The sequence below is a fragment of the Deltaproteobacteria bacterium genome, assembly GCA_019308925.1.
Lineage (GTDB): Bacteria > Desulfobacterota > B13-G15 > B13-G15 > RBG-16-54-18 > JAFDHG01.
On sequence record JAFDHG010000005.1, the window covers coordinates 19,579 to 44,638 of the forward strand.

Below are 25,060 nucleotides of genomic sequence, written 5' to 3' on the forward strand. Positions count from 1 at the left end.
TTTAACTCATTAAATGTTAAAGAAAAAACAAAGGCTTCCTTAGATTTTCTGCACTTTTTATGCCAAATTTGAGGATTTTTCTCCAAAGTAAAAATCTTTTAGAAATTAATAGGTTATAAAATTAAGAGAAAAATAGCTTTATTATTATTCATCGGGGGGACATTTTTTGTCACCTGACAATTTTGTGTTCACAATCTGGAGAATAGTGAGGTTTGACTTTTCCCATTATTTGGTATAAAAGGCTTAGAGATATTTGTAGAGGGGAGATTAGTTGGAGCTAAAGGCCATCAAGGGGTTCAGCGATATCCTTCCTCCTGAGACCGGGCGGTGGAGGGTGCTGGAGGAACGCGCCCGGGAGGTCCTGGAGGGGTTCGGCTTCTCCGAGATAAGGGTGCCCGTCCTGGAGGTGACAGAGCTCTTCTCACGGAGCATCGGTGAGGAGACGGATATCGTGGAGAAGGAGATGTATACCTTTACTGACCGCAGCGGAGATCTTATCACGCTGCGCCCTGAGGCCACTGCCTCCATGGCCAGGGCCTATATAGAGCACAAGATGTATGCCTTTGACCCGATGGCCAAGCTCTACTCTATCGGCCCCATGTTCAGGCATGAGAAGCCACAAATGGGGAGATATCGCCAGTTTCACCAGATAAATGTGGAGGTCTTCGGGATCTCCCACCCCATGATAGATGCCGAGGTCATGGCCATATTGATGCACTATTTGTCCATCTTGGGGGTCAAGGGTTGCGAATTGCAGATCACCTCCCTTGGCTGTCCCCGCTGCCGCCTCCCCTACAAGGAGGACTTACGGGCCTTCCTCAGAGATCATCTCTCCCAGCTCTGTTCAGATTGCCAGAGGAGGATGGAGATAAACCCCCTGCGGTCATTCGACTGCAAGGTCCAGGGGTGCCAAGAGGTGATGTCAGAGGCCCCCCTCGTAGGGAGTTATCTTTGCCAGGAATGCGCCGAGCATTTCGCCGGGGTAAAGACATATATGGAGGCCCTAGATGTCCCCTATAGGGTAAACCCCAGGATGGTGCGGGGGTTGGACTATTACACCAAGACCGCCTTTGAGGTAGTGGCAGAGGGCCTGGGGGCACAAAACGCCGTCGCCGGCGGGGGAAGATATGACCACCTCATAGAGGAGTTGGGAGGGCCGAATATCCCCGGTATCGGCTTCTCCATCGGGATGGAGCGTCTTCTGCTTATCCTGCCTGAGAAGCCTTCCCCTTATGGCCCACCATTGTTCATCGCCGCCTTAGGAGAGGGGGCTCAAAGGGAAGCCTTCAGCTTGAGTTACAGGCTTAACTTGGCCGGGGTGAGGGCAATGATCGACTACGAAGGGCGAAGCCTCAAGGCGCAGATGCGCAGGGCGAATAAATTCGGCGCTTGCTATGTGCTGATTATCGGGGAGGACGAACTGCGCAGGGGGAAGGCGATCCTCAGGGACATGAAAGAAAGTAGCCAACAGGAGATCCCCCTCCCATCCGTCTTCGAGGAGGTGATCAGCCGAGTGGGAAGGGGATCTCTTTAATGATCCGTAAAGCTCTTCAACTTTTTGCTCCTGCTGGGATGTCGCAGTTTGCGCAGGGCCTTGGCCTCAATCTGGCGGATCCTTTCCCTGGTGACGGAGAAATCCTGTCCCACCTCTTCTAAGGTGTGATCGTATTTCTCCCCAATGCCAAATCTCATTCTCAAGACCTTTTCCTCCCTAGGGGTGAGGGTGGTCAGGACATTCTTGACCTGATCAAGCAAGTTTTTGGTGACGGTGGCCTCACCAGGGGAGATGGCCTTTTTATCTTCGATGAAATCCCCTAGGTGGCTGTCTTCATCCTCCCCTATCGGGGTCTCCAAAGAGATAGGTTCTTTAGCTATCTTGAGGATCTTGCGCACCTTGTCCACGGGCATCTCCATCCTCTCGGCGATCTCTTCTGGGTTGGGCTCCTGCCCCAGTTCCTGAACGAGATAACGGGATGTCCTGATCAACTTGTTGATGGTTTCGATCATATGCACGGGGATCCTGATGGTCCTGGCTTGGTCGGCGATCGCCCTAGTGATTGCCTGCCGGATCCACCACGTGGCATAGGTGCTGAATTTGTAACCCCGGGTATACTCAAATTTGTCCACGGCCTTCATCAGACCGATGTTGCCCTCCTGGATGAGATCGAGAAATTGAAGACCTCGGTTGGTGTATTTTTTAGCGATGCTCACCACCAACCTCAGGTTGGCCTTGGCCAATTCATTCTTTGCCTCCTTGGCCATGGCCTCTCCGTGACGGATATCTCTAACAGCCTTTTGCAGATCCGCTGCAGAGAGGGCAGCCTCCTGTTCAATCCGCTGGATCTTCCGATAGGTATTCTTCACCCCCTTTTCCAGTTCCACGAACTCCTTTTCGTTTAGCCTCTTTTTCTTGAAGAGTGACTTTTTCCTCCCGGGGTTCCTCTTCAGCTCTCGCAGAAAAGATCTCAACTTCTGTGGGGGCACCCCCAACCTTCTGCCCATCGTGGCCAGTTCTTCCTCTGCCTTCTCGATCCTGCGCACCAACCCCCTCAATTTATCTATGATGGCCTCTACCTGGCGCTCCTTGAGGTTTATCTGGGTGAGGAGCGTGACCATCTCCTCCCGTTTCCTCTGCAGTTCTTCCTCAGCAGCCTCCCCCCTTGTCTTCAACCTCTGAATTTCCTCATCGAGGAGGCTTACCTGATCCATGATCCTCAGAATCTTCTCTCTGTAAAGCTCCTCCTCGACGTAACCTTCGTCATCCTCGACGTCATTGGTGACGTCCTTGATGGCTATCCTCCCCTGACGGAGCCACTCGCCCATGTTCAATACCTCCTTCACCGTCACAGGGCAATTAAGGATGACCCTGATTACCTCCTTCTTACCCTCCTCTATCCTCTTGGCAATGGCCACTTCCCCTTCTCTGGTCAAGAGCGGCACCCGCCCCATTTCCCGGAGGTATAACCTCACAGGATCACTGGTCCTGCCGATGAGATCAAAGTCCTCAACCTCCTTTCCTCCCTTCTCCTCTTCGATGAACTCCTCCTCCACCTTCTCCACGCCCACTTCCTTCTCATCGTCGATGACTTCGATATCCACCTCATTGAACACCGCCAACATATCTTCCAATTGTTCAGAGGAGACATTATCCGAGGTCGTGATCTCATCAACCCCATAAAAATCGAGAAGCCCTTTATCCTTCAAGGTCATGATCTTTTTCTCCTTTTTTAATCTTTTCTTCATATTTTACCATAATTTTTAATTAAAATTTGCAATTAAGATCTATCTAACCCCTTTTCCTGAAGTTTTAGGGTTTGTTTGCGCAACAACAAAGAGTCCAACAGGGCCTCATCCCCCTTTGCCTGTGCCTCTTCGATCCTTTTAGTGAGTCCCTCTAGCTCTTTTTTAAGCACCTTCGCCTTGATTTTGTGAAGGCAGTCCACAACGATCCTTTCTGCCATTCCTTCCTCCATCTCCTCTTCCTGAAAGGCCAGATTGAAGGCCATTTCACTCACCCCCTTCTCCTCCAATTGAGGAGATAATCTGTCCAGGGATAGGTCGCTGTGGAGTTGGAAATCATGGATCACCAAGTCGGCTATGGCCCGGAGATTTTGGTCCTCTAGCCCATCCACTACCCCCTCTTGGGCCACCATGGGGATAAACTCCGGGTGTTGGATCATCATCTGCACCAACTTTTTCCCCGTCGATATGTGTATCCTGGTGATCAACCCCTTATCTGTGTCCTCTTTCCTCCCTTTGTGCATTTTGAGGGCAGCATCTCGAATTTCCCTCTCCTCCACCCTCACCACCTTGGCCAGGCGCTTGAGATAGAGGTCCCTGCGCACCCCATCCTTGATCTGGAGGAGAAAAGGGAGGGTGGCCTCTACTGCCTTGGCCCTGCCTTCTACTTCGCCCAGGTCATACCCCTCCATCAAGGCCTCCATGGCGTATTCCACCCCCGGAACTGCCCTTTCCCATAGGGCCTGGGGGGAAAGCCCTTTTTGAAAATAGCCATCTGGGTCCAGTCCATCAGGTAAAGGGATAACCGTTGGAAATGCATCCTCCTGGATGAAAATCTCCAAGGCCCTGAGGGTTGCCTTTCTGCCGGCTTCATCGGGGTCGAAGAGGAGGGAAAACTCCTTCCCAAATCTTCGCAACAACCTTACCTGCCTAGGGGTGAGGGCAGTCCCCAAGGTAGCCACCACGTTCTTTACACCTCTCTGCGACATACTGAGCAGGTCAAAATATCCCTCCACGATGAAGACCCTTTCTCCCTCTTTCTGGACGTACTTTCTGGCGATATTCAGTCCGTAATAGTTTTCCCCCTTCTTATAGAGGGACGATTCCGGGGAGTTAAGGTATTTAGGTTCCCCTTTTTCATCCAGGACCCGGCCCCCGAACCCGATCACCCTGTCCCGCAGGTCAAAGATGGGAAAGATGATCCTCCCGCGAAACCTATCATACCACCCCTCTTTCTTGGGGATGATGAGACCTAGGGTCTCTGCCTCTTTTAAATTCACCCCTTTCCCCTTGAGATGGGTCACGAGGGCATCCCATCGGGAGGGTGCATATCCGATTACGTACTCCTTCCGGACACCTCTATCTATCCCTCTGCGCTCCAGATAGTCTCTGGCGATTTTGCCCTCCCTCCCCTCCATTATTTGGTGGACGTAAAACTCCAAGGCCAAGGCGTTGATCTTAAATAGATTCTCCCTCCTCTCATCCCTTGCCGTCATCCTGCCCTCGGGTATTTTTACCCCATACCTTTGGGCCAGGGCCTTGGCCGCCTCCGCAAAGGAGATCTGCTCGTACTTCATGAGGAAAGTGAAGACATTCCCTCCGACTCCACACCCGAAACAATGGAATAGCTGTTTCTCTTCATTCACCATAAAAGAAGGGGTCTTTTCCTGGTGAAAGGGACAAAGCCCTTTATGGTTCCTTCCTGCCTTTTTTAGAGCCACATAATCGGAGATCACCTCCACGATATTCGCCCGCTCCCTGATCACCTCCAGGACCTCATCGGGGATTAACCCACCCATCCCCTTACCTCAACTCTACTACGGTGACCCCCACGCCACCTTCTCTCAATTCCGCTGCCCTGAACCCCTTCACCCACCTATGCCCCTTCAGATGCCCTTGTATCGCCTCCCTCAATCTCCCTGATCCAATTCCATGGATGATATGGACCCTTTGCCATCCCTTTAAGAGGGCGTCATCCAAAAATTTGTCCACCTTGGGGAGGGTTTCATCCACCCTCAAACCGATCACGTTCAACTCCCCATAGGGAGGGAGATCCAAGGACTCCAGGGCGAGTTGATAACCTACCTCCTGCTGCCTTGCCTCCTCCCCCCGGGAGACGAACCTCAGCTCCTCTAGGGGGGCCTTGACCCGTATCCCGCCAATCGATACTTCTGCCCGGGAGGGATCATGGGAAAGCTCCACCACCACCCCCTCCTTGCACAGGTATATGACCTCCACCCGGTCCCCCTCTCTGATCTCTTCACCCCCTCCCCTTCGCCTCCTCTTGGGGAAGTGGCCCATGAAGTCCTCTTTTATACGCTTAGCCCGCCCCTTTAACTCCGGTACCCTCTCCTTCCTCTCCTCGGCCTTCTTTAAGACCTCCCTGAGACGCGCCTCCAGTGAACTAATGATCCTCTTTCCCTCTTCCTTGGTTTTATTGATGATCTTCTTTCTCCTCTCCTGGATCTCCTCTGCCGCCCGGCGCAACCGCTCTCGTTCCTGCATAGCCTCCTCTCTGGCTCGGGTCGCCTCTGCCCTCTCCCTCTCCAGGCCCCGGTGCAGGTGTTCCAGCTCCCCCATGAGATGTTCCAGATCGCCTTGTACCCCTTCCTGATAACCTCTTGCCCTATCCAAGACCTCTCCCTTTAGACCCAGCCTCTCTGCTATGAGGAAGGTCTGACTCGTCCCTGGTCTCCCGTATAGAAGACGATAGGTGGGTTTGAGGGTATCCTGATCAAACTCTACGGCCACGTTCGCCACATCCCCATGGCGATAGGCATAGGCCTTCAGGGGGTTGAAGTGACTGGTGACCACGGCATATCCACCTTTCTGCCGGATGTAATCCAATAGTCCCATGGCCAGGGCCGCCCCCTGGGAGTACTCTGTCCCGACCCCGATTTCATCTATGAACAGTAAGGAGCTGTCATCTATACTATCCAAGACTCGATTCAACCACAGGATAAAGGAGGAAAAGGTACTGAGATGTTCTTGTAGATTCTGTTCATCCCCAATATAGGCGAATATGTCTTGGAATAGATTCACCTCACTGTCTGGGGCAGCGGGGATGTGCAACCCCGCTTGGACCATAAGGGACAGAAGGCCTAAGGTCTTCAGGGCCACGGTCTTCCCCCCCGTATTGGCCCCACTGATCACCAGGATCCTCTGACCTTGGTCCAGGTGCAGATCTATGGGGACTACCTGGCCCCCCTCCTGCTGGGCCTGGATCAACAAGGGGTGCCTCGCGGCCATCAGTTTCACCCGTCCCTCTGTGTTTAAGGCGGGCTGGGTACCATGGAGATAGATGCTAAATCTGGCCTTGGCATAGATAGCATCCACCCTCCCCTGCATGGCCAGATCGTGGAGGAGCTCCTCCCTGTGCTCTCGGGCCAAAGCGGTCAGCCTCCTGAGGACCTTTTCCTCCTCTTCTTCCTCCTCTCTTTGCAGGACGTTTAACTCGTTGTTGAACTCCACCACCCCCATAGGCTCCACGTAGAGGCTCATCCTGGAGTGGGAGTAGTCGTGCACGATCCCCTTCACCCTCCCCTTGAAATCGGCCCTTATCAGGATCAAATAGCGGCCGTTCCGTTGGGTGATTACCTCATCCTGAAGGGCCCCCTTTAACTCCTTGCGTCGTAAAAGGAGCTCCAACCTCTCCTGAATGACCCCACGGACCCTTTTTATCCTCCCCCTGACCTCTTTCAGATGGGGGCTGGCCTCATCATATATCTCACCCCCTGGGCCAATGGCCCCCTCTATCTCTTGGGCCAGTTGCCCAGGGGCAAAGAACTCCTCCCCTATGCCCTTCAACCTAGCAAAGCGCTCCCCTAGATGTCGGAGAAATCCCTTCAGAGAGTTGGACGTCTTAACTGAAGCGGCTACCTTCCAGAGCTCTTGGGTTGTGAGAATTGCCCCCTCAACTCGGGTGCGCTGGAGGATGGGTTCGATGTCTTCCATTCCGTGCAGGGGAAGATCCGCCCCTCCTTCTAGGACTTCTTTGAGCTCCGTTACCTCCGTAAGTAGCCCCTCTACCTGCTGGGGATTATAGAGGGGACAGATCCCCTCGCACTCCCTCCTGCCCAGCTCAGAGGAGGCAAAACCTTTTAGGATACTCACTATCTCGTAAAACTCCAGAGAGAATAGAGTGTGGGCGTCCATCTCTTGGATACTTTCCAAGGGGACAATGAGGTACCACCCCCCTTGGGAAAATAGGTTTTAATTACCCTCCTTGAGTTTTTTTGGGTCACCTGATCGGATTAAATAAGCAAGAAATTGGGGTCTCCTGATTACCCCGAAAGCCTCTTTCGAACCAACTCGTTGACTACCCTTCCCTCAGCCCTGCCGGCAATCCGGGACATCAAGATCTTCATAACCTTCCCCAGGTCCTTAGTTGTAGAGGCCCCTGTCTCCTCCAATGCCTTGGAGATCTCCACATCCAGTTCTTCAGGAGTGAGTTGTTTGGGTAAAAAGGACTGGAGGATTTCTATTTCCTTCTCTTCTTTGGTCACCAGGTCGTCCCTTTGCCCAGCTTTAAACTGCTCTATGGACTCCCTGCCCTTCTTTACCAATCCGGATATTACCTGTATTATCTCCTCCTCGGATAGTTCCCTAAGGAACTCCTTCTCCTTGTTCTGCAAGGCCGCTAGGGCCAACCTGATAATCGAGAGTCTCGATTTGTTCTTTTCTTTGAGGGTCCTTTTCATATCTTCCATCAATCTTTCTTTAATCCCCATACAGACCCCTTTAGAAAATTTTATTTATTTAAACTATTAATTATAACATCATAAACAAAAAAGTCAAGATTTTGACATATAAAAATTTTGTGCATTTTTTAAGGTTTTAATAGGCTATTCCATAATATTGTTGTTTTTGTATTATAGATAATATTATATTGTTCAATGTCAAGGCTGGTTTTTTAAGGGGATTCCGGAGATGTGCCATAGGTACATCTTTCTGGGGGCGTTGGCCCCCAGACCCCCAATAAGGAAAATACCTTATCGACGGAGGAAAGTATGCTGCATATGGAGATACCGGGCAGGGGGGAGTATGAGATAGAGTTTTTGGTCTTGGATTTGAACGGGACCATCTCCATCGACGGGAGAATCTCCGCCAAGGTCAAAGACAAGATCAACCTCCTGGCCAAGAGGCTGAGGGTATATATCCTCAGCGCCGATACACGGGGAGATGCCCAGGAAAGATTGGGTCGCACCAAGGCAGAACTGGTGAGGCTTGATAAAGGCCAAGAGGCCTCTCAGAAGGGGAGGTTTATAAGGGAGATAGGGGCACAAAGGACCATCGCCGTTGGAAACGGATATAACGACCACCTAATGGTGAAGGAAGCGGCCCTGGGCATAGCCGTCATTGGCAGGGAGGGGGCGGCCAAGGAGACTATCTCCAACGCCGATGCGGTGGTCAATGATGTCTTGGACGCCTTGGACCTCATATTGAAGCCACTCAGGCAGCGGGCGACTCTCAGGGGATAGAAGGGGAAAGTTTGATTTTGACCCTTTATATGTTATCATGAAAAGATAATTCTAAAGGTGATGTAGCAAATGCACTTTTTTCAACACAAAGACGGTCTCCTCTACTGCGAAGAGGTATCAGTGGAAGAGATAGCCCATGAGGTAAGGACCCCCTTCTATCTCTACAGTTACCGGACCCTGGTCCGCCACTTCCGGGCCTTTGACTCGGCCTTCAGAGAACTTCCCCACCTGATCTGCTACTCGGCCAAGGCCAATTCCAATTTGGCCGTGCTCAAAACCTTTATCAACTTGGGAGGTGGGGTGGATGTAGTCTCTGCTGGAGAGCTCTTCCGAGCCCTGCGTGCCGGGGCCGATCCTTCCAAGATCGTCTATTCCGGGGTGGGAAAACGGGAGGATGAGATCAGGTATGCCCTGCAGGAGGGGATCTTGATGCTCAATGTGGAGTCCTATCAGGAATTCCATCTCATCAACGGCATCGCATCCAAATTGGGGACCAAGGCCCCGATTTCCTTCCGAGTCAATCCCGAGATCGACCCTCAAACCCACCCCTACATCGCCACCGGTATAAAGCAGGCCAAGTTTGGGGTCTATATCGACCAGGCCCTGGAATGGTACAGGGAGGCCAATGAATTGCCTCACCTAGCGATAAAGGGGGTGAGTTGCCACATAGGCTCTCAGCTCACCGAGGTAGGACCTTTTGTAGAGGCCCTCAGGCGGGTAAAAGAGCTGGCCCTGAGACTGGGCCAAGAGGGAATAGAGGTGGAATACGTGGATCTGGGAGGGGGGTTAGGGATCACTTATCACCAAGAGGAACCACCACATCCGCAGGAATATGCCCAGGCCATCATTGGGGAGGGGAAAGATTTGCCCTGCACCTACATCTTTGAGCCCGGCAGGGTGATCGTGGGCAACGCCGGGATTCTGGTTACGCGTGTCCTCTATAACAAAGAGGGGGAGAAGAACTTTGTTGTTGTCGATGCGGCCATGAACGACCTCGTCCGACCTACCCTATATGGGGCCTATCAAGAGATCGTCTCGGTAAGGGAAAAAGCAGGGGATGAGATGGTGGCTGACATGGTAGGGCCTATCTGCGAATCGGGCGACTTTCTGGCCCAGGACAGATTGATGCCCCGTTTCGAGCCAGGGGACCTGGTGGCAGTGATGAGCGCTGGGGCCTATGGGTTCTCCATGTCCTCTAACTATAACTCCCGTCTCAGGGTGCCGGAGGTCTTGGTAAGGGATGGTGCATTCTATCTGATCAGGGAACGGGAGTCCTATGAAGATCTAATACAGGGGGAAAGGATCCCTCCTTTTTTGGAGGGGTGATTGGAGATGGGGGCAGTTAGAATGGTCTATCAAGGGTGGCTTTGGGAGGAAGGTATATCTTGAAGGTCTTAGATACTATCTTAGATGCTGTGGGTAATACCCCCATGGTGAGGCTGAAGAGGATGACGCAATACGATGTATTCGCCAAGGCGGAGTACCTCAGCCCGGGAGGCAGCATCAAGGAACGGGTGGCCAAATACCTCATTGAGGAGGCGGAGAAAGAGGGAAAACTGAGGAAAAGTTCCATCATCATGGAGCCGTCTTCGGGGAATACGGGCATCGGGATAACCTTGGTGGGGGTACAGAAGGGGTATCGGGTTATCATCGTTATGCCGGAGAACATGAGCGAGGAACGTAAGAAGATCATCCGGGCCTTCGGGGGGGAGCTGATCCTGACCCCTGCAGAAGCAGGGATCCAAGGGGCGGTGGAAAAGACCATGGAACTGGCTGCCAAAGATCCTGATATCTACGTCGCCCAGCAGTTCGAAAACCCCAAGAACCCGGAGATCCACTACCTCAGCACAGCTCCGGAGATATGGGAACAGATGGAGGGGAAGGTGGACTTCTTTGTTGCCGGAGTGGGAAGTGGCGGCACCCTAGGAGGAGTGGGTAAATTTCTCAAGGAGATGAACCGCCGGATTAAGATTATCGCTGTAGAGCCCCAGAACAGCGCCGCCCTGCTCGGCCATGAGCCAGGCCTTCATCAGATCCAGGGCATCGGCGACGGCTTCGTCCCTTCCGTCCTGGACACTTCACTTATTGATGGGGTAGTCACGGTAACCGATGAGGATGCCATTGAGACCACACGCCGGCTGGCCAGAGAGGAGGGGCTCCTGGTGGGGACCTCTTCCGGAGCCAATGTCTGGGCCGCGATAAGATTGGCTGAAAGGGGAGGGGGGAATATCGTCACCGTCCTGCCGGACAGGGCAGAGAGGTACTTCAGCACCAGCCTCATATAAAAGCTGAAAGCTGCTAGCAATCAGCTTTTAGCCAAAAATACGATTTTTTCCAAAAAAAACTTCTGAGGTGGGGAGATGATTAACGCAATCATAGTGGGGGCGGGCGGCCGCATGGGGCGTATGGTCGTGAACGCCATCCAAAACTCCGGAGGTATAACCTGCCAGGGGGCAGTGGAGGCCGCCGGGCACCCCTTTCTGGGACAGGATGTGGGAGTGGTGGCCGGTTCAGGCGAGCTGGGAGTGAGGATAGAGGATAACCTGAAATCGGTGATCCAGCATGGTGACGTCATCATAGACTTTACCTCTGCTGAGGCCTCCTTGGGGAACATGGAGGTCGCCGCCCAGTATCAAAAGCCCATGGTGGTGGGCAGTACTGGTTTCTCACCTGAACAAATGGAAGAGGTCCGGAGGCTTACGAAAGAGATGCCCTGCGTGCTCTCCCCCAATATGAGCGTGGGGGTAAATCTGATGTTCAGGATAGTGGAGGAGGTTGCCCGGGTCTTGGGACAAGACTACGATGTCGAGATCGTCGAGGCCCACCATCGCCTGAAAAAGGACGCCCCCAGCGGGACCGCCATGCGTTTGGGGGAGGTGATCGCCCGGGCCCTGGGAAGGGATTTAGAAAAGGTAGGGGTTTATGCCAGGAAGGGGATGATCGGGGAACGCACTAATGAGGAGATCGGGATTCAGACAATCAGGGCTGGGGATATTGTAGGGGAGCACACGGTGATCTTCGGGGGAATAGGGGAGAGGATGGAGGTAGTTCACCGTGCACATACCAGGGATACCTTTGCCAGGGGGGCGGTCCGCGCCGCCAAGTGGGTAGTAGGGCAGAAGCCCGGTCTCTATGATATGGGGGATGTCTTGGGGTTTAAAGGTGCTGGCAGCTGATAAACCTTGATAGGTGAACCCGTAGACAATTCTTAATTTCGCTTTCAGTATTTTCCGATTTGAATATATCGGCAACCCTTAAAATAGGTTACGCAATTTATTACATAATTCCAATCTGAATTTCATCATGCAGTAATATAAAGCTGCATATAGGCAGTATAATCTAAGGTTCACGCAAATTTGGGGACGACATGACGAAGAAAGAGTTTATAAACGCTGTAGCAAACGGAAAGACGGATGTCCTTCAAGTATTCCTTGACACAATATCCCAACTTGGTGCGGACTACTGTGTCATCGGTGGACTCGCCGTCAACGCATATGCCGAGCCTGTCGTCAGCTTGGACTTAGATATCGTAGTCGCCGCAGCTGACATTGAGGCGGTCTGCGCGGCTGTGACAAAGCATTTCAAAATTGAGCGTTTTGCCCACAGCGTAAATCTGAGCAGTAGCGAGTCTGATCTCCGGATACAATTGCAGACTGACTCCCGATATCAGGAGTTCATTCGCAACGCAACAATCATAAACGTATTGGGATATGAGATGAAGGTGGCAACGGTGGAGGATGTGCTCAAGGGTAAGATTTGGGCGTATTCTGATGAGCAGCGACGGATGAGCAAGAGACAGAAGGATTTGGCAGATATAGCGCGTTTGGTTGAAGTGTATCCGGACCTGGCCGATAAGGTCCCATCGGAGATACGTGACAGACTGAGATAGGGGAAAAAGTTGGGGACATAATACTAATTTTGGCCTTCGGCCAATTGTTTTAAAATTGGTATTATGTCCCCGGAACACTCCAAAGCATAATTTTAACCCTTCTGATGCAAGCTATGAGGAGAGATTACTAGTAAGGTAGCGAAATAGGTCATTAAAGCTGGCAAAAATTGTCACATGCACTGAAGGGTAACCTACCCGCTCCCCTCCAAACAAGAAATTCCATGGATTTTTTGGAACCGCTACTGTGGCACAAATTATGCTTAAAAACTATTAGAATGGGGAAAAAGGAGGAAAAAAATGAAAAAGGTTAGAATTTTATGCTTTTTGTTAGTTTTCCTTTTAATAGGGAGTTTGGTTTTTGCTAATAACTTCCCATTTAAACCTGGTTCAGAACCAAAAGGATTTAGAGGTATTAAATGGGGTGCTAATATATCTACTTTGAGTGGTATGGAGTATTTAGAAACTGAATATACTAAAGAGGGACAAGTAAAATGGTATTTGAGGCAAGGTGATGGGTTAAAGATAGGTGATGCTGAAGTTGAAAGTATTGAATATGGTTTTTGGGAAGGGAAATTGTTGGCGGTTACTATCACTACCAAAGGGTTGCATAATTTTATGAAAGTTAAAAATGCAGTCTTTGCGAAATTTGGAGTAGGTCATAAGACAAAGCCGCCTAAAGAAATTTATGCCTGGCTCGGTTTTGAAAGCAACATAATTCTAAAGTATGACAAAAATACAAAAACAGGAAAGCTATACATGATTTCCAAAAGCATGCGTATCCAAATGAAGAAACCAAAGAAACAACACGTCTACTCTGCTATGGTTGCTTCACCGCTTGGTTTTACTATTGGTAAAGCGACCGTAAATGAAGTTAGAGCTTTGCTTCGAAGTAAAAAAGTGCCTTACGATGAATATAAATCATCAGTTTCGCATGGCCCTGGAATTTATACTAAAACATATATGGGTCTTCCAGCAGATAATATTGATAGTTTAGGTATTAAAGGGCTTGAGAATATTGATTTTATTTTTGATGCCGAAGGAATTCTTATTTATGTTGAAATGAGATTGAGTATTATTTTTACTACCCGCAAAATAATTTTTGATCATCTAAGCAAAAAATATCACCTTGTAAAAAAGAAGCTTAACCTAATCGGAGACATAATCTATGCTGAGTTTAAAGCAGATAATGCAACTATAATAGCAGGTTATTTTCATGACAAAGACGGCACTGACAATGCTTGGTATTATGTTGAATACATGCACAAAAGGTATATAAAAATGAAGACCGCGGCAGAACGAGCTGAAGCTGAGCGGGAGAAAAAGCGGATTAAAAAGGAACGTCGTCAGTTTTAGCCATTAGGATTTGCATAACTATGGAGAAAAGAGGATAAGAATGGAAGAGCATCCAAAAAAGCAAGGGAAAGTGTTTGCTAAGACTGGTCGAAAAACTCATGAGGTTGAGAAAAAATCATATAAAAGCATATCGAAGAAAACAGAAGCTTTTATAAGATCTACTAGTGAAATGATTATATTTACTCCGAAAACAGCCTGGGATGCTCGGAAAATGATAGTTTCCTGGGGTAACCAACAAATTCCAGGATGGTATGCCTTATTGACCAAGGCGATAAAATCATCAAAATTAATAGGAACATCAACAGGCAAAGCAATTTTGGAATATGTCTCGTCTGCCCATGAATCCGCAGGAAGGGGTGGTAAGAAGGTAATAAACCACACCGCTATTTTCACTAATGCAATATTGGCATCAGATTTCTCCCGAAATATGGAGTCTTGGCTTGGTCACATGTTCAATGAAGGAATTCCATCTATTTATGATAAAGCTGCTGATGCAGTTTATATTGCTACCCACATTGGTGGAGGTCATCTTCATAGGCTTTTCGATAGCAGTCACACCCTTTGGGGAATGTGGGACAAGGTAAAGGATGCCTCACCTGACGATTCTTTTTTGCAAGAGATCGTGGGATATACAACTGCATTAGGAAAAGATTTGTCTTCTTCTGTAGGTATTCCTTTATTTGATTGGTCCAAGTCGTCCTATGATCAGGTGGCTAGTGCCTTGAACAGCACATTCCATATTCCAAAGTCTTGGTTTTCAGACCTTCTTCATGTCAATACAACCGAACTTATTGGTACTTCTATTGGCACTATCGCAGTTGCATTGAATTGGAACAAAAAGCAGGTCAGAGAATTTTCAAGTCTTGCCGGCAGCTTGGGAATTTCATCCATTGCGAGTGCAAACCCAGTCTTGGCCGTTGTCGCCCTTACCGCTTTGGCTAAATCTTTTGCTGATGCCAAACAAAAAGGAGATTATTCTGAATTTGTTAATGGCTTGGCTAAAGGGGGAGTGGGTACTGGTGCCTTTTTGGCTACAGCATCAGCAATTGGTGGACCGGTATGGGTTGGGCTTCTTGCAGGTACTTGTGTTGGAGCAGTTGTTCACAAAACAATGGGCACCGTTCAAGTATCTCAAATTAGTACCTTTATAGAAAATTCAATGAGAAGAGGAATAACAGAAAAATCTAGCATGTTGCTACAAACCTCATAGGAGGAAAAGGGGGCAGATTTATTTATTGATTTTGGCAAATATAAAGCAGGATTTTTGTCGCAAACTACCTAAATAAAAATCCACCATTTTTCCTAAGTCGAGAGTACAGCTTATCTCATGCCCCATTAACTTCCCAAGGAGTTGAATCCATTTTCCCCTTGCCAAAAGTTCACCAGTGTACTATATTCTTATTGGTAAGATCAAACAATTCTTAGGAGTGAAAAATGGCGGGATTAGCAACCACAAAGATGTCCTCCAGGGGTCAAGTGGTTATTCCGGAGAAGATCCGAAAGCGGCTCGGTTTGAAGCCCGGCTCCCAATTCGTTGTGGTGGGTGAGAAGGGTACAGTGATCCTCAAGGCAATTTCACCGCCTTCTATGGAGGAATTCGACGAGCTTATTGCTGAAGCCCGGAAACAGGCCAGACTGGCTGGTATGAAACGATCTGACATTGGAGCGGCAATTGCTAAGGCCCGAGAGGCTAAGTGAAGGTAATACTCGACACGAATGTCTTCATTTCCGGTGTTTTCTTCACTGGGCCTCCCTATCAGATCCTTAAAGCCTGGCGTGAGGGCGAGGTTAAATTGGTGGTCTCGCAGGAAATACTTGAGGAATATCTGCGGGTTGGTGAAACTTTGGCGGCCCAATTTTCAGGAGTCGAGTTAGCCCCAATCCTTGAGCTTCTCACTGTCGAGGCAGAACTGACTCTGGCTCCAAGCTTGCCTGAACCGGTTTGTGTCGACCCTGATGACGACAAGTTTTTGGCTTGTGCCCTGGCGAGCAAGACCAAGCTCATTATTAGTGGCGATAAGCAACTCTTAAAGGTATCCGGCTATCGCGGCATAGAGGTTGTAAGGCCTCGGAAGTTTGTCGACGATTATCTTGGGGAGAGAAGGGGAAGCTAACCACTCGCTCAACTCGGGATATTCCCCAGGGACACTTCCCATATTTCTAAGTTGAGAAGATTATGGAAAGACTTTTGTATGTAATAAGTGCGGGGGCTGTCGGAATATTTGTTCTTCTATTTTTATACCTTACGTTAAAGAAGCTTCAGAAATTAAATACTGAATACAAAAGCTATGGTGAAATAGATAGTTACATTACATACAAATGCCCAAGGTGTGGCAAGGTGATAGAGAATGGCTTTGTTATGGCTGGTAAAGGAATCTGTTATCGGGCCAATGAGGAGAAACCTCTGAGTCAATTCATAGGGCCTAAGACGTTACTGAAGAATACGATGAACATGACGATGTCAGCTAAGGAAAACTTGGCATGGAGATGCGAGGATTATAATTATATTCTCGTGGATCACAGTTATTTAATCGGAAAGAAAAAACCCACCTAACTCCTCGCTACGCCTGCTTTTCTCGCGCCCCGTTAGCCGAGGCAATAGCGGCGTAAGCGGTGAGGATAGATAAAGGTTGATAATAACGCTTGACAGTAATAGCGCGATGCGCTATTATTAATTTGTGATAAAGAGTTTTCGTGACAAAGAAACGGAGCGGCTCTTTTCACGACATTTCTCGCGGCGATTTCCCGCGAATCTACACCGCATAGCATGGCGAAAACTTGCGATACTGGATGCCGCAGAACGGTTAGACGATCTAAGTGTTCCTCCTGGGAACCGTCTTGAGAAGCTCTCTGGGGACCGTGAGGGAGAGTATAGTATTCGTATCAATGACCAGTGGCGTGTGTGTTTTCAGTGGAAGGAGGGAAACGCCTACGAGGTTGAGATTGCGGATTACCATTAGGAGGGCAGCGAATGGGCGAGAGTAAGTTTGAAGCAGTACATCCTGGAGAAATTTTACTTGAAGAGTTTCTAAAGCCAATGGGCATCAGCCAGTACAGGTTGGCCAAGGATATTAGTGTGTATCCACGCCGTATCAACGAAATTATTCAAGGGAAACGTTCAATCACGGCCGATACGGCCCTTAGATTGTCGCGGTATTTCGGTATGTCAGAGCGTTTTTGGCTGAATCTTCAGGCACGTTATGATCTTGAAGTGGAGAAGGACCGGCTTGAAGGACGGCTTGAAAATGAGGTGAAGGTGTTGGCAGTAAGCCCAACGGCTCAAATCCGCGGCTAACACTCGCTACAGCCGACGCCTACCGTCGCATGTTCGGGTCGTTCTGAGGAGACGATATACAGACGAGGGACACTTCCCATATTTCTTCCCTACGCCACATCTCCTTCCACCCTGATCAGGGTAGTCTTTGCCTGGATGATCTCAAGCCTGTTTATCTCCTGAAGGGCTTGACGCATATTTTTCTCCTTGGCCTCATGGGTCATTTAAGAAAAAGGGCTCTTCCTACAGATTTGCTCGGCAAGCTTACGCACGATTAGTTCCTTCCAATAGTTTTTGAAGTGTGATAAGATATTGATATGAAACATGTCCGAACAATCCGCATCTCGAGTTTAGCTGACCAGGGCAAAGAGCTAGACCTCCGTGATACTACGCCTTCGGAGCGCCTCGGGATGATGTGGCAGCTCTCGCTCGATGCATGGGCTTTTAAGGGAGAACCTCTTGCTGAACCCCGACTTCCGAGACATATTGTCACTATTTATCGAGGAAGACGTTGAGTTTCTCGTTGTTGGTGCTTATGCCTTGGCTGCCCATGGCTACCCACGGGCCACCGGCGACATAGACCTTTGGGTTCGCTGTTCCGATGAAAACGCTCAGTGCGTTTGGAGATCTCTTGCAAAGTTTGGTGCACCACTGCAAGACCTGAAGGTGGAAGATCTGGCAAAGCCTGATATCGTCTTTCAGATCGGGGTTGCCCCTAGAAGGATCGACATTATGACTATACTTGATGGGGTTGGCTTTGACGAAGCCTGGCCTCATCGTAAAGAAGTCGAAGTAGAAGGTCTAAAACTCCCCATCATAAGCAAAGCCCATCTTCTTCAAAATAAAAAAGCTTCCGGTCGGCCGAGGGATTTAGCCGATGTTGCATGGCTGGAAGAAAATGATAATTGAAACAAAAAGTCGGAGACATAATACTAATTTTAAATTGCTTTACTCAAAAGATTGGTATTATGTCCCTGGAGTATTGTCCAGGTAATGGAGATATGACCGATGATTGTAGAGGTTGAACTTGAGGAAGACGGCCGTTGGATTGCCGAGGTGCCAGATTTGCCCGGTGTCATGACGTATGGTCAAAGCCGTGAGGAAGCCATTTCAAAGGTCAAGGCCTTGGCTCTGCGTGTTTTGGCTGATCGGTTAGAACATGGCGAGGAAATACCAGAACTACGTGAAGTTTTTGCGGTATCTGCATGAGTCAGGGATGATGAGGGACACTTCCCGCATTTCTTTCCTACGCCACATCTCCTTCCACCCTGATCAAGGTAGTCTTTGCCTGGATGATGTCAAGCCTGTTTATCTCCCGGAGGGCTTGACGTATATTTTTCTCCTTGGCCTCATGGGTCATCATGACGATGGGTACTGCCCCCTTTACCCTCCTGCCCTTCTGTATCACTGAGGCGATGCTGATCTCATGCTCCCCCAGAATGCCCGAGATCTTGGAGAGGACCCCGGGGCGGTCCAGGGCGGTAAATCGGAGATAGTAAGGGGTTACCACCTCCTCCATATCCTTAATCTCGCCACCCTGAGACGACCAAAAGGGGGTAACCATCGGCCCCTGTTCCTTGACGCCTTTGATTATATCTTGGCAAAGATCCACCAGGTCGCTCACCACCGCGCTCCCGGTGGGCAGCGCCCCTGCCCCCTGCCCGTAAAACATGGTGGGCCCTACGGCGTCCCCGGAGACATAGATGGCGTTGAAAACACCCTCCACTGTGGACAGCAGGTGATGGGCCGGTAGCATGGTGGGATGGACCCTGAGTTCCACCCTCTCCCCATCCCACTTCCCTATGGCCAGGAGTTTCACCCGATAGCCGAACTCCAGGCTGTACTGGATATCCAGTGGGGTGATGCGTGATATCCCCTCCGCAAAGATATCTTGAAAGTTCACCCTGATGCCAAAGGCCATAGAGGCAAGAATGGAGAGCTTATGGGCGGCATCTGTCCCCTCCACATCGAGGGTGGGGTCTGCCTCGGCATAGCCCAATCGCTGCGCCTCTCTCAAGGTCTCGCGGAACCCCTTTTCCTCCTGGGTCATTCTGGTCAAGATGTAATTGGAGGTGCCGTTGAGGATTCCAAAGATGGAGATGATCCGATTGGCCACCAGCCCCTCCCTGAGGGAGCGGATGATGGGGATACCCCCTCCCACACTCGCCTCAAAGCAGATCCTCACCCCATATCTTTGGGCGGTGGCAAATATCTCCCCCCCATGGAGGGCCAGCAAGGCCTTGTTGGCCGTGACCACATGTTTGCCCGCCTCCATGGCCTTCAGGATAAAGGTGCGTGCCGGCTCAATCCCCCCCATTAACTCCATGATGATGGCTATCTCCGGGTCCTTGATCACCTCCTGGGCGTCTGATGTCAGCACCTCTCTCGAAACCTCTACCCCCCGGTCCCTATCTAGGTCTATGTCGGCGATCTTGTGCAGGCAGATCCTCCCCCCCAGGCGCCCCTCTATCAAGGAGGCATTCTCCTGAAATATCTTCACCACCCCTGTGCCCACAGTGCCGAAGCCGATGAGCCCTATCTTGATCTCCTTCACCCCTGCAGCGCCCTCCTTATCCCGCGGATGGCCTGTCTTATGCGATGCTCGTTCTCCACTAGGGCAAACCGCACGTAGCCCTCTCCAAATTCACCAAAGCCGATCCCTGGAGACACAGCCACCTTTGCCTCCCTCAGGAGGAACTTGGAGAACTCCAGGGAGCCCATCCTCTGAAAGGCCTGCGGGATCTCGGCCCAGACAAACATAGTGGCCTTAGGTTTGGTTACCCGCCATCCAGCCCTGTTCAACCCCTCTACCAAGATGTCCCTGCGCGACCTGTAGGTCTCGGCGATTTCTTGCACGCAGTCTTGCTCGGAGTTGAGGGCGATGATGGCCGCTATTTGGATGGGTTGAAACATCCCGTAGTCGAAATAGCTCTTGAGCCTGGCTAGGGCGTTGACCATCCTCCTGTTACCTATAGCAAAGCCCACCCGCCAACCAGGCATGCTATAGCTCTTGGACAGGGTGAAGAACTCCACTGCCAGGTCCTTTGCCCCGGGGATCTGAAGGATGCTGGGGGCCCGATACCCATCAAAGACCAGATTGGCGTAGGCCAGGTCATGGACCACAAGAAGGTGATGCTCTTTGGCGAACTGGACAATCTTCTCGAAGAAGGAGCGATCCACCACCATGGTGGTGGGGTTGTGGGGGAAATTGATGATTAGCATCTTGGGCTTAGGCCATGTGAGTTTGGTGGCGGCCTGCAGGCGCTCAAAGAAGTCCTCATCATTGCTCAAGGGGATGCTGCGGAGATCTCCCCCGGCAATGACCACACAATAGCTGTGGATGGGGTAGGTGGGGTTAGGGACGAAGACCACGTCTCCGGGACCCAGGGTGGCCAGGGCGAGATGGGCAATGCCATCCTTAGAGCCAATGGTGGCGATAGCCTCGGTATCAGGATCGAGGTCTACATCGTAGTGGCGTTGATACCAATCGGTGATGGCTAGCCGCAGCTTATAGATCCCCTTGGAGGCGGAATACCTATAGTTGCGGGGGTTGCGGACCGCCTCCATCAACTTATCCACGATATGTTTGGGGGTGGGGATATCCGGATTCCCCATCCCGAGGTCGATGATGTCCTCCCCCCTCCTGCGGGCGGCGATCTTCAGCTCATCCACCTGGGCGAAGACATAAGGTGGCAACCTCTGTATCCGATGGAACTCCTCCATCCCTCCTCCGGTTGACAAGTTTTGCTACTTTTTATTAGAGTAGCTAGGTCTTTTATTATAAAAAACTATCACAAAGCGATTGATGGGGTCAAGGAGGAAGTATGTGGGAGACCAGGATCTATTATGGCGATACCGATGCTGGGGGAGTGGTATATTACGCCAACTACCTTCAGTATTTTGAGAAGTCGTGGTTCGAGTATTTGGCTACCAGGGGGCTCTCCCTGGCGGATTGGGAAAAGGAGGGGATCTACTTCATCGTCAAGAGGGTGGAGATAGATTATTACTCCTCGGCCAGGTACGGGGAGGTTATACAGATACAGACAGAGGTCTCCGAGCTGACCAAGGCCTCCTTTACCTTCCACCATCGGGTGATCGTAAAAGATACCGTGAGGCTCATCGCCGAGGGAAAGAACCAGATGGTCTGTATTACTGCGGAGGGTAAGCCGAGGAGGCTGCCTGACGAGTTTATCCAGGGGTTGCGATAGTTCGGGGAAGAGGGAAGCAGGGCTTGAACTATGAGTTTTTGTGGGATGCTATTTGTTATGGCCAGGCACGTAATGATGGAACGGTCTGGCTATTGGCATGTGAGCTTTATTATGCTATTCTTATGTTGTGGGGAAATACGAGAGGCTTTACCAGCACATCCTATTGCGCCGTTCAGACGCGAATGTCCCCTTCTCGGAGCTCTGTCAACTGATGAAACAGCTCGGCTTTAGGGAAAGGATAAAGGGTGACCATCACATTTTCACGAAGGAGGGAGTGGAAGAAATTCTCAACCTTCAACCCAAAGGCGCAAATGCAAAGCCTTATCAGGTCAAGCAGGTCAGAAATATCATTCTCAAGTATGAGTTAACTTTAGGTAATTAACAATGGACAGCAAGTATGAGATCATCATTTTTTGGAGCGAGGAAGACAATGCCTTCGTAGCGGAGGTCCCTGAACTGCCAGGCTGCATGGCCGATGGTAAGACATATCAAGAGGCCCTTGAGAATGCAGAACAAATCATTGACGAATGGATCGAAACCGCTCAGGAAGAAGGCAGACCGATTCCCCAGCCTAAGGGCCGCCTGATGTACGCGTGACGCATCTCAGAGACTCAGCCTAACCCCGCCGCCTGCTGTATAAGAAGGGTTGCGCTTGACACACCCTTTGGATTTACTTGTTGGCGATTCTGTGCTATAAACCCCATAACGTGTCTCGATGCAAAGGGCGGATAAGAAAAAAGAGCTATCGACAACGCGCATTTAATACCTTCACGGCCTTGAGGGGGTCACGAGGTATGGCGCAGCAAGGAAGGGGAGGAAAAGAGAAGTAGAAAGGTTTTAAGGGGCTTCAAAGGCCCTTTTTTGTTTGGAGCGAATAAAGCAGTAAAGGGAGTAAGTGACAAATGAAGATGTGGCCCCTAAAGGAGGTGACACTTTGATATCTCAGGGAGATAGAAACATCTTAAATGAATTCAGTTCACGAATACGTAAGCATTTCCCGGAAGCAAGGATTTGGGCCTTTGGTTCCCGGGTCCGCGGGGTTGCAACATGGGAGTCGGATCTTGATATCTGTATTGTCCTTGACCGCGTCGATAACGAGATCGACCGCCGAATTCGGGATATTGCCTGGGAGGTAGGATTTGAAAACGATCGCGTGATTACGACCATAGTATTCGATTCCGACCAGTTCGAGAAGGGACCCATGTCTGAAAGCACCCTCATTGACAATATCCTTCAGGAAGGTGTGGCCGCATGACGACTACCAATGTAAAGGTTTTGGTCTCCTATCGTCTTGAGCAGGCTCGGGAGTCTCTTGATGCTGCACAGGTGTTGCTGGATCAGGGACTCACTAGGCCATCTGTAAATCGGTCCTATTACGCCATGTTCTATTCTGTTCTCGCCCTTCTGGCAACCAGAAAACAGGAGACCTCAAAGCATAGTGGCGCCATATCACTCTTTGATAAAGAGTTTGTTAAAACAGGGGCGTTCAAGAAGGAGCTGTCGCGGCGGCTCCACAATGCCTTCGATTTGAGGCAACGCTCCGACTATGCAGCGCAAATTCAGGTGAGCGATAGAGAAGCAGGTCAGGTTCTGGAAGAGGCGCAGAAATTCGTCGATGAGGTGAAGGCACACCTCGTAGAACATGGATTCCTGTAATCGGACATCGTTTGCTCTATCAGAAGCAAAGAGACAAGGCAGAGGCAGGAACGAATCAATACGAGGACATGAGTTTGTCCGAAATCTCCGTGCAAGAAAACAGACCCGGCCCCATCGACGAGCGCACAGCCTTGAGGGGGGCACGAGACATGACGCAGCAGGGAAGGGGTGGAAAAGAAAGGTAGAAAGGTTTCAAGGGGCTTATAACAGGAGTTTCCCCAAAAATCCTCTATCAAATTGAAATAGGCTATTGATATTAATAGCTTAGGAAGGATCGCATGTGGAAAGGTATGTTCTTGATGAAAAAATGGGGAAACTTTTTTCTTAAAAAATAGCCTCCTTTTGGTATGATGCAGGGTGTGGATTTATCAGTAAAATCCACAACATACCACAGGAGGCCGTTATGAATATAACACAGGTATGTGCCAAATTGCGAGCTCAGATGGTGCTTTTTTCGGGGAAACTTTCTGATGGATTGCCTAAGGTGATGCGGCGGTTTGTGGCCGAGGCGGTGTATGGGATTGCTGCCAGGGGTTCTGTGCGTCTGAGTGAGATTGCCCGGGCGCTGCAGGAGGAGATATCTCTGAAGAAGACCATAGATCGTCTGTGTGTCCGATTGGCTTATCCTGGGCTGCGCAGCCATTTGACTGAGGCCATAATCAGGGATGCCTCTTCAAGGGTCGGGGAGGATACCCTTTTGATCATAGACACATCCGAGGTAGTTAAAAAGTATGCGAAAAAGATGGAGTATCTGTGTCGGGTGCGAGATGGCAGTGAGGGGGTATTGGCCGATGGTTATTGGACATGTGATATGGTGGGGGTTGAGGTGGGCGAGGCTGAGATAGTTCCGTTGTATCATGAGCTTTACTCTCCGCTTGCTCCTGGTTTCAGGAGTGAGAATGATGAGATCCTTAAGGCCGTTGGTGTGGTCTGCAGGCATATAGGTAGCCGTGGCATCTGGGTATTGGATCGGGGAGGGGATAGGCGTAGCTTGTTTTATCCCTTTTTGGAGGAGGGGAGGCGTTTTTTGGTTCGGCTTGTGGGTGATCGGAATCTGCTGTATCGGGGCAGGGTTATGAGGGCGAGTGTGTTGGCCCAGGGTTGTCCGTTGCCGTATGAAGAGGTGGTAGTGAGGCAGGATGGTGCTCGGGAGCGGTTGTATCGGGTGTCGTACCCGCCTGCCGGACGGGCAGGTGGGGTTCGGAGGGTGCGGTTACCAGGCAGGGCTGAGGAGTTATTTGTTGTAGTGGTGAAGGGGTTTGGGGCTGAGCCGATGATGTTACTCACCAATGTTCAGATAGGAAAGGGGCGGGAGGGACTTTGGTGGGTGGTGGATGCCTATGTGACTCGCTGGAAGGTGGAGGAGACGATTCGTTTTATCAAGCAGAGTTATGACTTAGAGGACATCCGGGTGCTTACCTATGAGAGGTTGAGGAATTTGGCAGCTTTGGTGTTGGTGGTGGCATATTTCACTGCGGTGCATTTGGGGCTAAGGGCGAGGCTTGAGATCTTGGCCCGTTATGCCTTGAGGGCTGCCAGGAGGATCTTTGGGATACCTGATTTTCGCTACTATGCCTTAGCCGATGGGATCAGAGAAATACTTTGCAGGGTGGGTAAAGGCCTTTGGGTCAGAAACACCAAAGATCCGCCCCTTCCCCAACTCTCCCTTTTCTGAAAAATGGGGAAAGTCCTGATATCCTTATATCTTGACAATTCATGGCAATTTATGTTCAACTTGATGCTATATCCATTTAATTTGTCAAAGAGCATGGCCTGATGGCCTGAAAATAGAAAATCTATATATAAGGTTTCTGCAGTAGACTCAAGATTAAAAAGACTCTACGTGAAAAGGCCTCCCCCCGACATGTTCCAGCTAAGATCATAGAAACCCCGGATATCCCTTATACCCTGAATATGAAGAAGGTTGAAAGCGCGGTCACGAATAACATCTCATCCTTCA

Annotated in this window: 27 protein-coding genes; 21 read left to right on the top strand and 6 right to left on the bottom strand. The window is 50.2% G+C overall.

Annotation, left to right across the window (positions count from 1 at the left end):
• The first annotated feature begins 271 nt into the window (after positions 1 to 271).
• Positions 272 to 1,534, top strand: coding sequence for a histidine--tRNA ligase (locus JRI46_01320; protein ID MBW2038231.1), 1,263 nt, complete (start codon positions 272 to 274; stop codon positions 1,532 to 1,534).
• On the opposite strand, the gene rpoD is transcribed toward JRI46_01320, so the two are convergent.
• From rpoD to JRI46_01340, 4 genes are all read right to left on the bottom strand, one after another.
• Positions 1,531 to 3,243 carry an RNA polymerase sigma factor RpoD gene (gene rpoD, locus JRI46_01325; GenBank protein MBW2038232.1) on the bottom strand — a complete coding sequence of 571 codons (1,713 nt, stop codon included), beginning with the start codon at positions 3,241 to 3,243 and terminating at the stop codon, positions 1,531 to 1,533. The genes JRI46_01320 and rpoD overlap by 4 nt on opposite strands.
• A 32-nt stretch (positions 3,244 to 3,275) precedes the next feature.
• A complete protein-coding gene (locus JRI46_01330; GenBank protein MBW2038233.1) occupies positions 3,276 to 5,039 on the bottom strand; it encodes a DNA primase in 1,764 nt (587 codons plus the stop codon).
• Between the two features lie 4 nt (positions 5,040 to 5,043).
• Positions 5,044 to 7,395: an endonuclease MutS2 gene (locus tag JRI46_01335; protein MBW2038234.1), complete on the bottom strand. Its 2,352-nt coding sequence runs from the start codon at positions 7,393 to 7,395 to the stop codon at positions 5,044 to 5,046.
• 128 nt (positions 7,396 to 7,523) lie between these two features.
• Positions 7,524 to 7,970, bottom strand: coding sequence for a GatB/YqeY domain-containing protein (locus tag JRI46_01340; protein MBW2038235.1), 447 nt, complete (start codon positions 7,968 to 7,970; stop codon positions 7,524 to 7,526).
• Between the two features lie 279 nt (positions 7,971 to 8,249).
• On the opposite strand from JRI46_01340, the gene JRI46_01345 reads away from it, so the two are divergent.
• The 14 genes from JRI46_01345 to JRI46_01410 all read left to right on the top strand — a co-directional run bounded on the left by JRI46_01345 (position 8,250) and on the right by JRI46_01410 (position 18,445).
• On the top strand, positions 8,250 to 8,720 hold the full coding sequence (locus tag JRI46_01345; protein ID MBW2038236.1) for an ATPase P: 471 nt from the start codon (positions 8,250 to 8,252) through the stop codon (positions 8,718 to 8,720).
• Between the two features lie 69 nt (positions 8,721 to 8,789).
• Positions 8,790 to 10,046 (top strand): diaminopimelate decarboxylase, encoded by a 1,257-nt coding sequence (gene lysA / locus JRI46_01350; GenBank protein ID MBW2038237.1) that lies wholly within the window; start codon positions 8,790 to 8,792, stop codon positions 10,044 to 10,046.
• A 59-nt stretch (positions 10,047 to 10,105) separates the two neighbouring features.
• Positions 10,106 to 11,005 (top strand): cysteine synthase A, encoded by a 900-nt coding sequence (gene cysK, locus JRI46_01355; GenBank protein MBW2038238.1) that lies wholly within the window; start codon positions 10,106 to 10,108, stop codon positions 11,003 to 11,005.
• Positions 11,006 to 11,080: 75 nt separating this feature from the next.
• Entirely contained in the window at positions 11,081 to 11,896 is an 816-nt protein-coding gene (gene dapB, locus JRI46_01360; protein ID MBW2038239.1) for a 4-hydroxy-tetrahydrodipicolinate reductase, read from the top strand.
• Between the two features lie 191 nt (positions 11,897 to 12,087).
• Complete coding sequence (locus tag JRI46_01365; protein ID MBW2038240.1) at positions 12,088 to 12,609, top strand: hypothetical protein; 522 nt, start codon at positions 12,088 to 12,090, stop codon at positions 12,607 to 12,609.
• A 297-nt stretch (positions 12,610 to 12,906) separates the two neighbouring features.
• A complete protein-coding gene (locus tag JRI46_01370; GenBank protein ID MBW2038241.1) occupies positions 12,907 to 13,962 on the top strand; it encodes a hypothetical protein in 1,056 nt (351 codons plus the stop codon).
• Positions 13,963 to 14,002: 40 nt separating this feature from the next.
• Entirely contained in the window at positions 14,003 to 15,172 is a 1,170-nt protein-coding gene (locus tag JRI46_01375; protein ID MBW2038242.1) for a hypothetical protein, read from the top strand.
• A 224-nt stretch (positions 15,173 to 15,396) separates the two neighbouring features.
• The gene (locus JRI46_01380; protein MBW2038243.1) at positions 15,397 to 15,660 is read left to right on the top strand and encodes an AbrB/MazE/SpoVT family DNA-binding domain-containing protein; all 264 of its coding nucleotides are present in this window, start codon (positions 15,397 to 15,399) and stop codon (positions 15,658 to 15,660) included.
• Entirely contained in the window at positions 15,657 to 16,076 is a 420-nt protein-coding gene (locus JRI46_01385) for a putative toxin-antitoxin system toxin component, PIN family (GenBank protein ID MBW2038244.1), read from the top strand. Before JRI46_01380 ends, JRI46_01385 begins: the two co-directional genes overlap by 4 nt.
• A gap of 62 nt (positions 16,077 to 16,138) precedes the next feature.
• Positions 16,139 to 16,516, top strand: a complete 378-nt coding sequence (locus JRI46_01390) for a hypothetical protein (GenBank protein ID MBW2038245.1) — start codon at positions 16,139 to 16,141, stop codon at positions 16,514 to 16,516.
• A gap of 124 nt (positions 16,517 to 16,640) precedes the next feature.
• On the top strand, positions 16,641 to 16,922 hold the full coding sequence (locus JRI46_01395; protein ID MBW2038246.1) for a type II toxin-antitoxin system RelE/ParE family toxin: 282 nt from the start codon (positions 16,641 to 16,643) through the stop codon (positions 16,920 to 16,922).
• A gap of 11 nt (positions 16,923 to 16,933) precedes the next feature.
• A complete protein-coding gene (locus JRI46_01400) occupies positions 16,934 to 17,257 on the top strand; it encodes a HigA family addiction module antidote protein (protein MBW2038247.1) in 324 nt (107 codons plus the stop codon).
• A gap of 438 nt (positions 17,258 to 17,695) precedes the next feature.
• Entirely contained in the window at positions 17,696 to 18,145 is a 450-nt protein-coding gene (locus JRI46_01405) for a hypothetical protein (protein MBW2038248.1), read from the top strand.
• Between the two features lie 99 nt (positions 18,146 to 18,244).
• Complete coding sequence (locus JRI46_01410) at positions 18,245 to 18,445, top strand: type II toxin-antitoxin system HicB family antitoxin (protein MBW2038249.1); 201 nt, start codon at positions 18,245 to 18,247, stop codon at positions 18,443 to 18,445.
• Positions 18,446 to 18,482: 37 nt separating this feature from the next.
• Here the strand turns inward: JRI46_01410 and JRI46_01415 are convergent, their stop codons facing one another.
• Positions 18,483 to 19,790 (bottom strand): homoserine dehydrogenase, encoded by a 1,308-nt coding sequence (locus tag JRI46_01415; GenBank protein ID MBW2038250.1) that lies wholly within the window; start codon positions 19,788 to 19,790, stop codon positions 18,483 to 18,485.
• A complete protein-coding gene (gene alaC / locus JRI46_01420; protein MBW2038251.1) occupies positions 19,787 to 20,959 on the bottom strand; it encodes an alanine transaminase in 1,173 nt (390 codons plus the stop codon). The genes JRI46_01415 and alaC overlap by 4 nt, the downstream gene beginning before the upstream one ends.
• Positions 20,960 to 21,060: 101 nt before the next feature.
• On the opposite strand from alaC, the gene JRI46_01425 reads away from it, so the two are divergent.
• The 6 genes from JRI46_01425 (at position 21,061) to JRI46_01450 (ending at position 24,775) form a co-directional block, all read left to right on the top strand.
• Positions 21,061 to 21,444 carry a YbgC/FadM family acyl-CoA thioesterase gene (locus JRI46_01425; protein ID MBW2038252.1) on the top strand — a complete coding sequence of 128 codons (384 nt, stop codon included), beginning with the start codon at positions 21,061 to 21,063 and terminating at the stop codon, positions 21,442 to 21,444.
• 127 nt (positions 21,445 to 21,571) lie between these two features.
• Positions 21,572 to 21,826, top strand: a complete 255-nt coding sequence (locus JRI46_01430) for a type II toxin-antitoxin system HicA family toxin (GenBank protein ID MBW2038253.1) — start codon at positions 21,572 to 21,574, stop codon at positions 21,824 to 21,826.
• 2 nt (positions 21,827 to 21,828) lie between these two features.
• Positions 21,829 to 22,041 (top strand): type II toxin-antitoxin system HicB family antitoxin, encoded by a 213-nt coding sequence (locus tag JRI46_01435; protein ID MBW2038254.1) that lies wholly within the window; start codon positions 21,829 to 21,831, stop codon positions 22,039 to 22,041.
• Positions 22,042 to 22,378: 337 nt separating this feature from the next.
• On the top strand, positions 22,379 to 22,699 hold the full coding sequence (locus tag JRI46_01440; GenBank protein ID MBW2038255.1) for a nucleotidyltransferase domain-containing protein: 321 nt from the start codon (positions 22,379 to 22,381) through the stop codon (positions 22,697 to 22,699).
• Complete coding sequence (locus JRI46_01445; GenBank protein ID MBW2038256.1) at positions 22,696 to 23,100, top strand: HEPN domain-containing protein; 405 nt, start codon at positions 22,696 to 22,698, stop codon at positions 23,098 to 23,100. The genes JRI46_01440 and JRI46_01445 overlap by 4 nt, the downstream gene beginning before the upstream one ends.
• Positions 23,101 to 23,503: 403 nt before the next feature.
• Complete coding sequence (locus JRI46_01450; GenBank protein MBW2038257.1) at positions 23,504 to 24,775, top strand: hypothetical protein; 1,272 nt, start codon at positions 23,504 to 23,506, stop codon at positions 24,773 to 24,775.
• Positions 24,776 to 25,060: the final 285 nt, after the last annotated feature.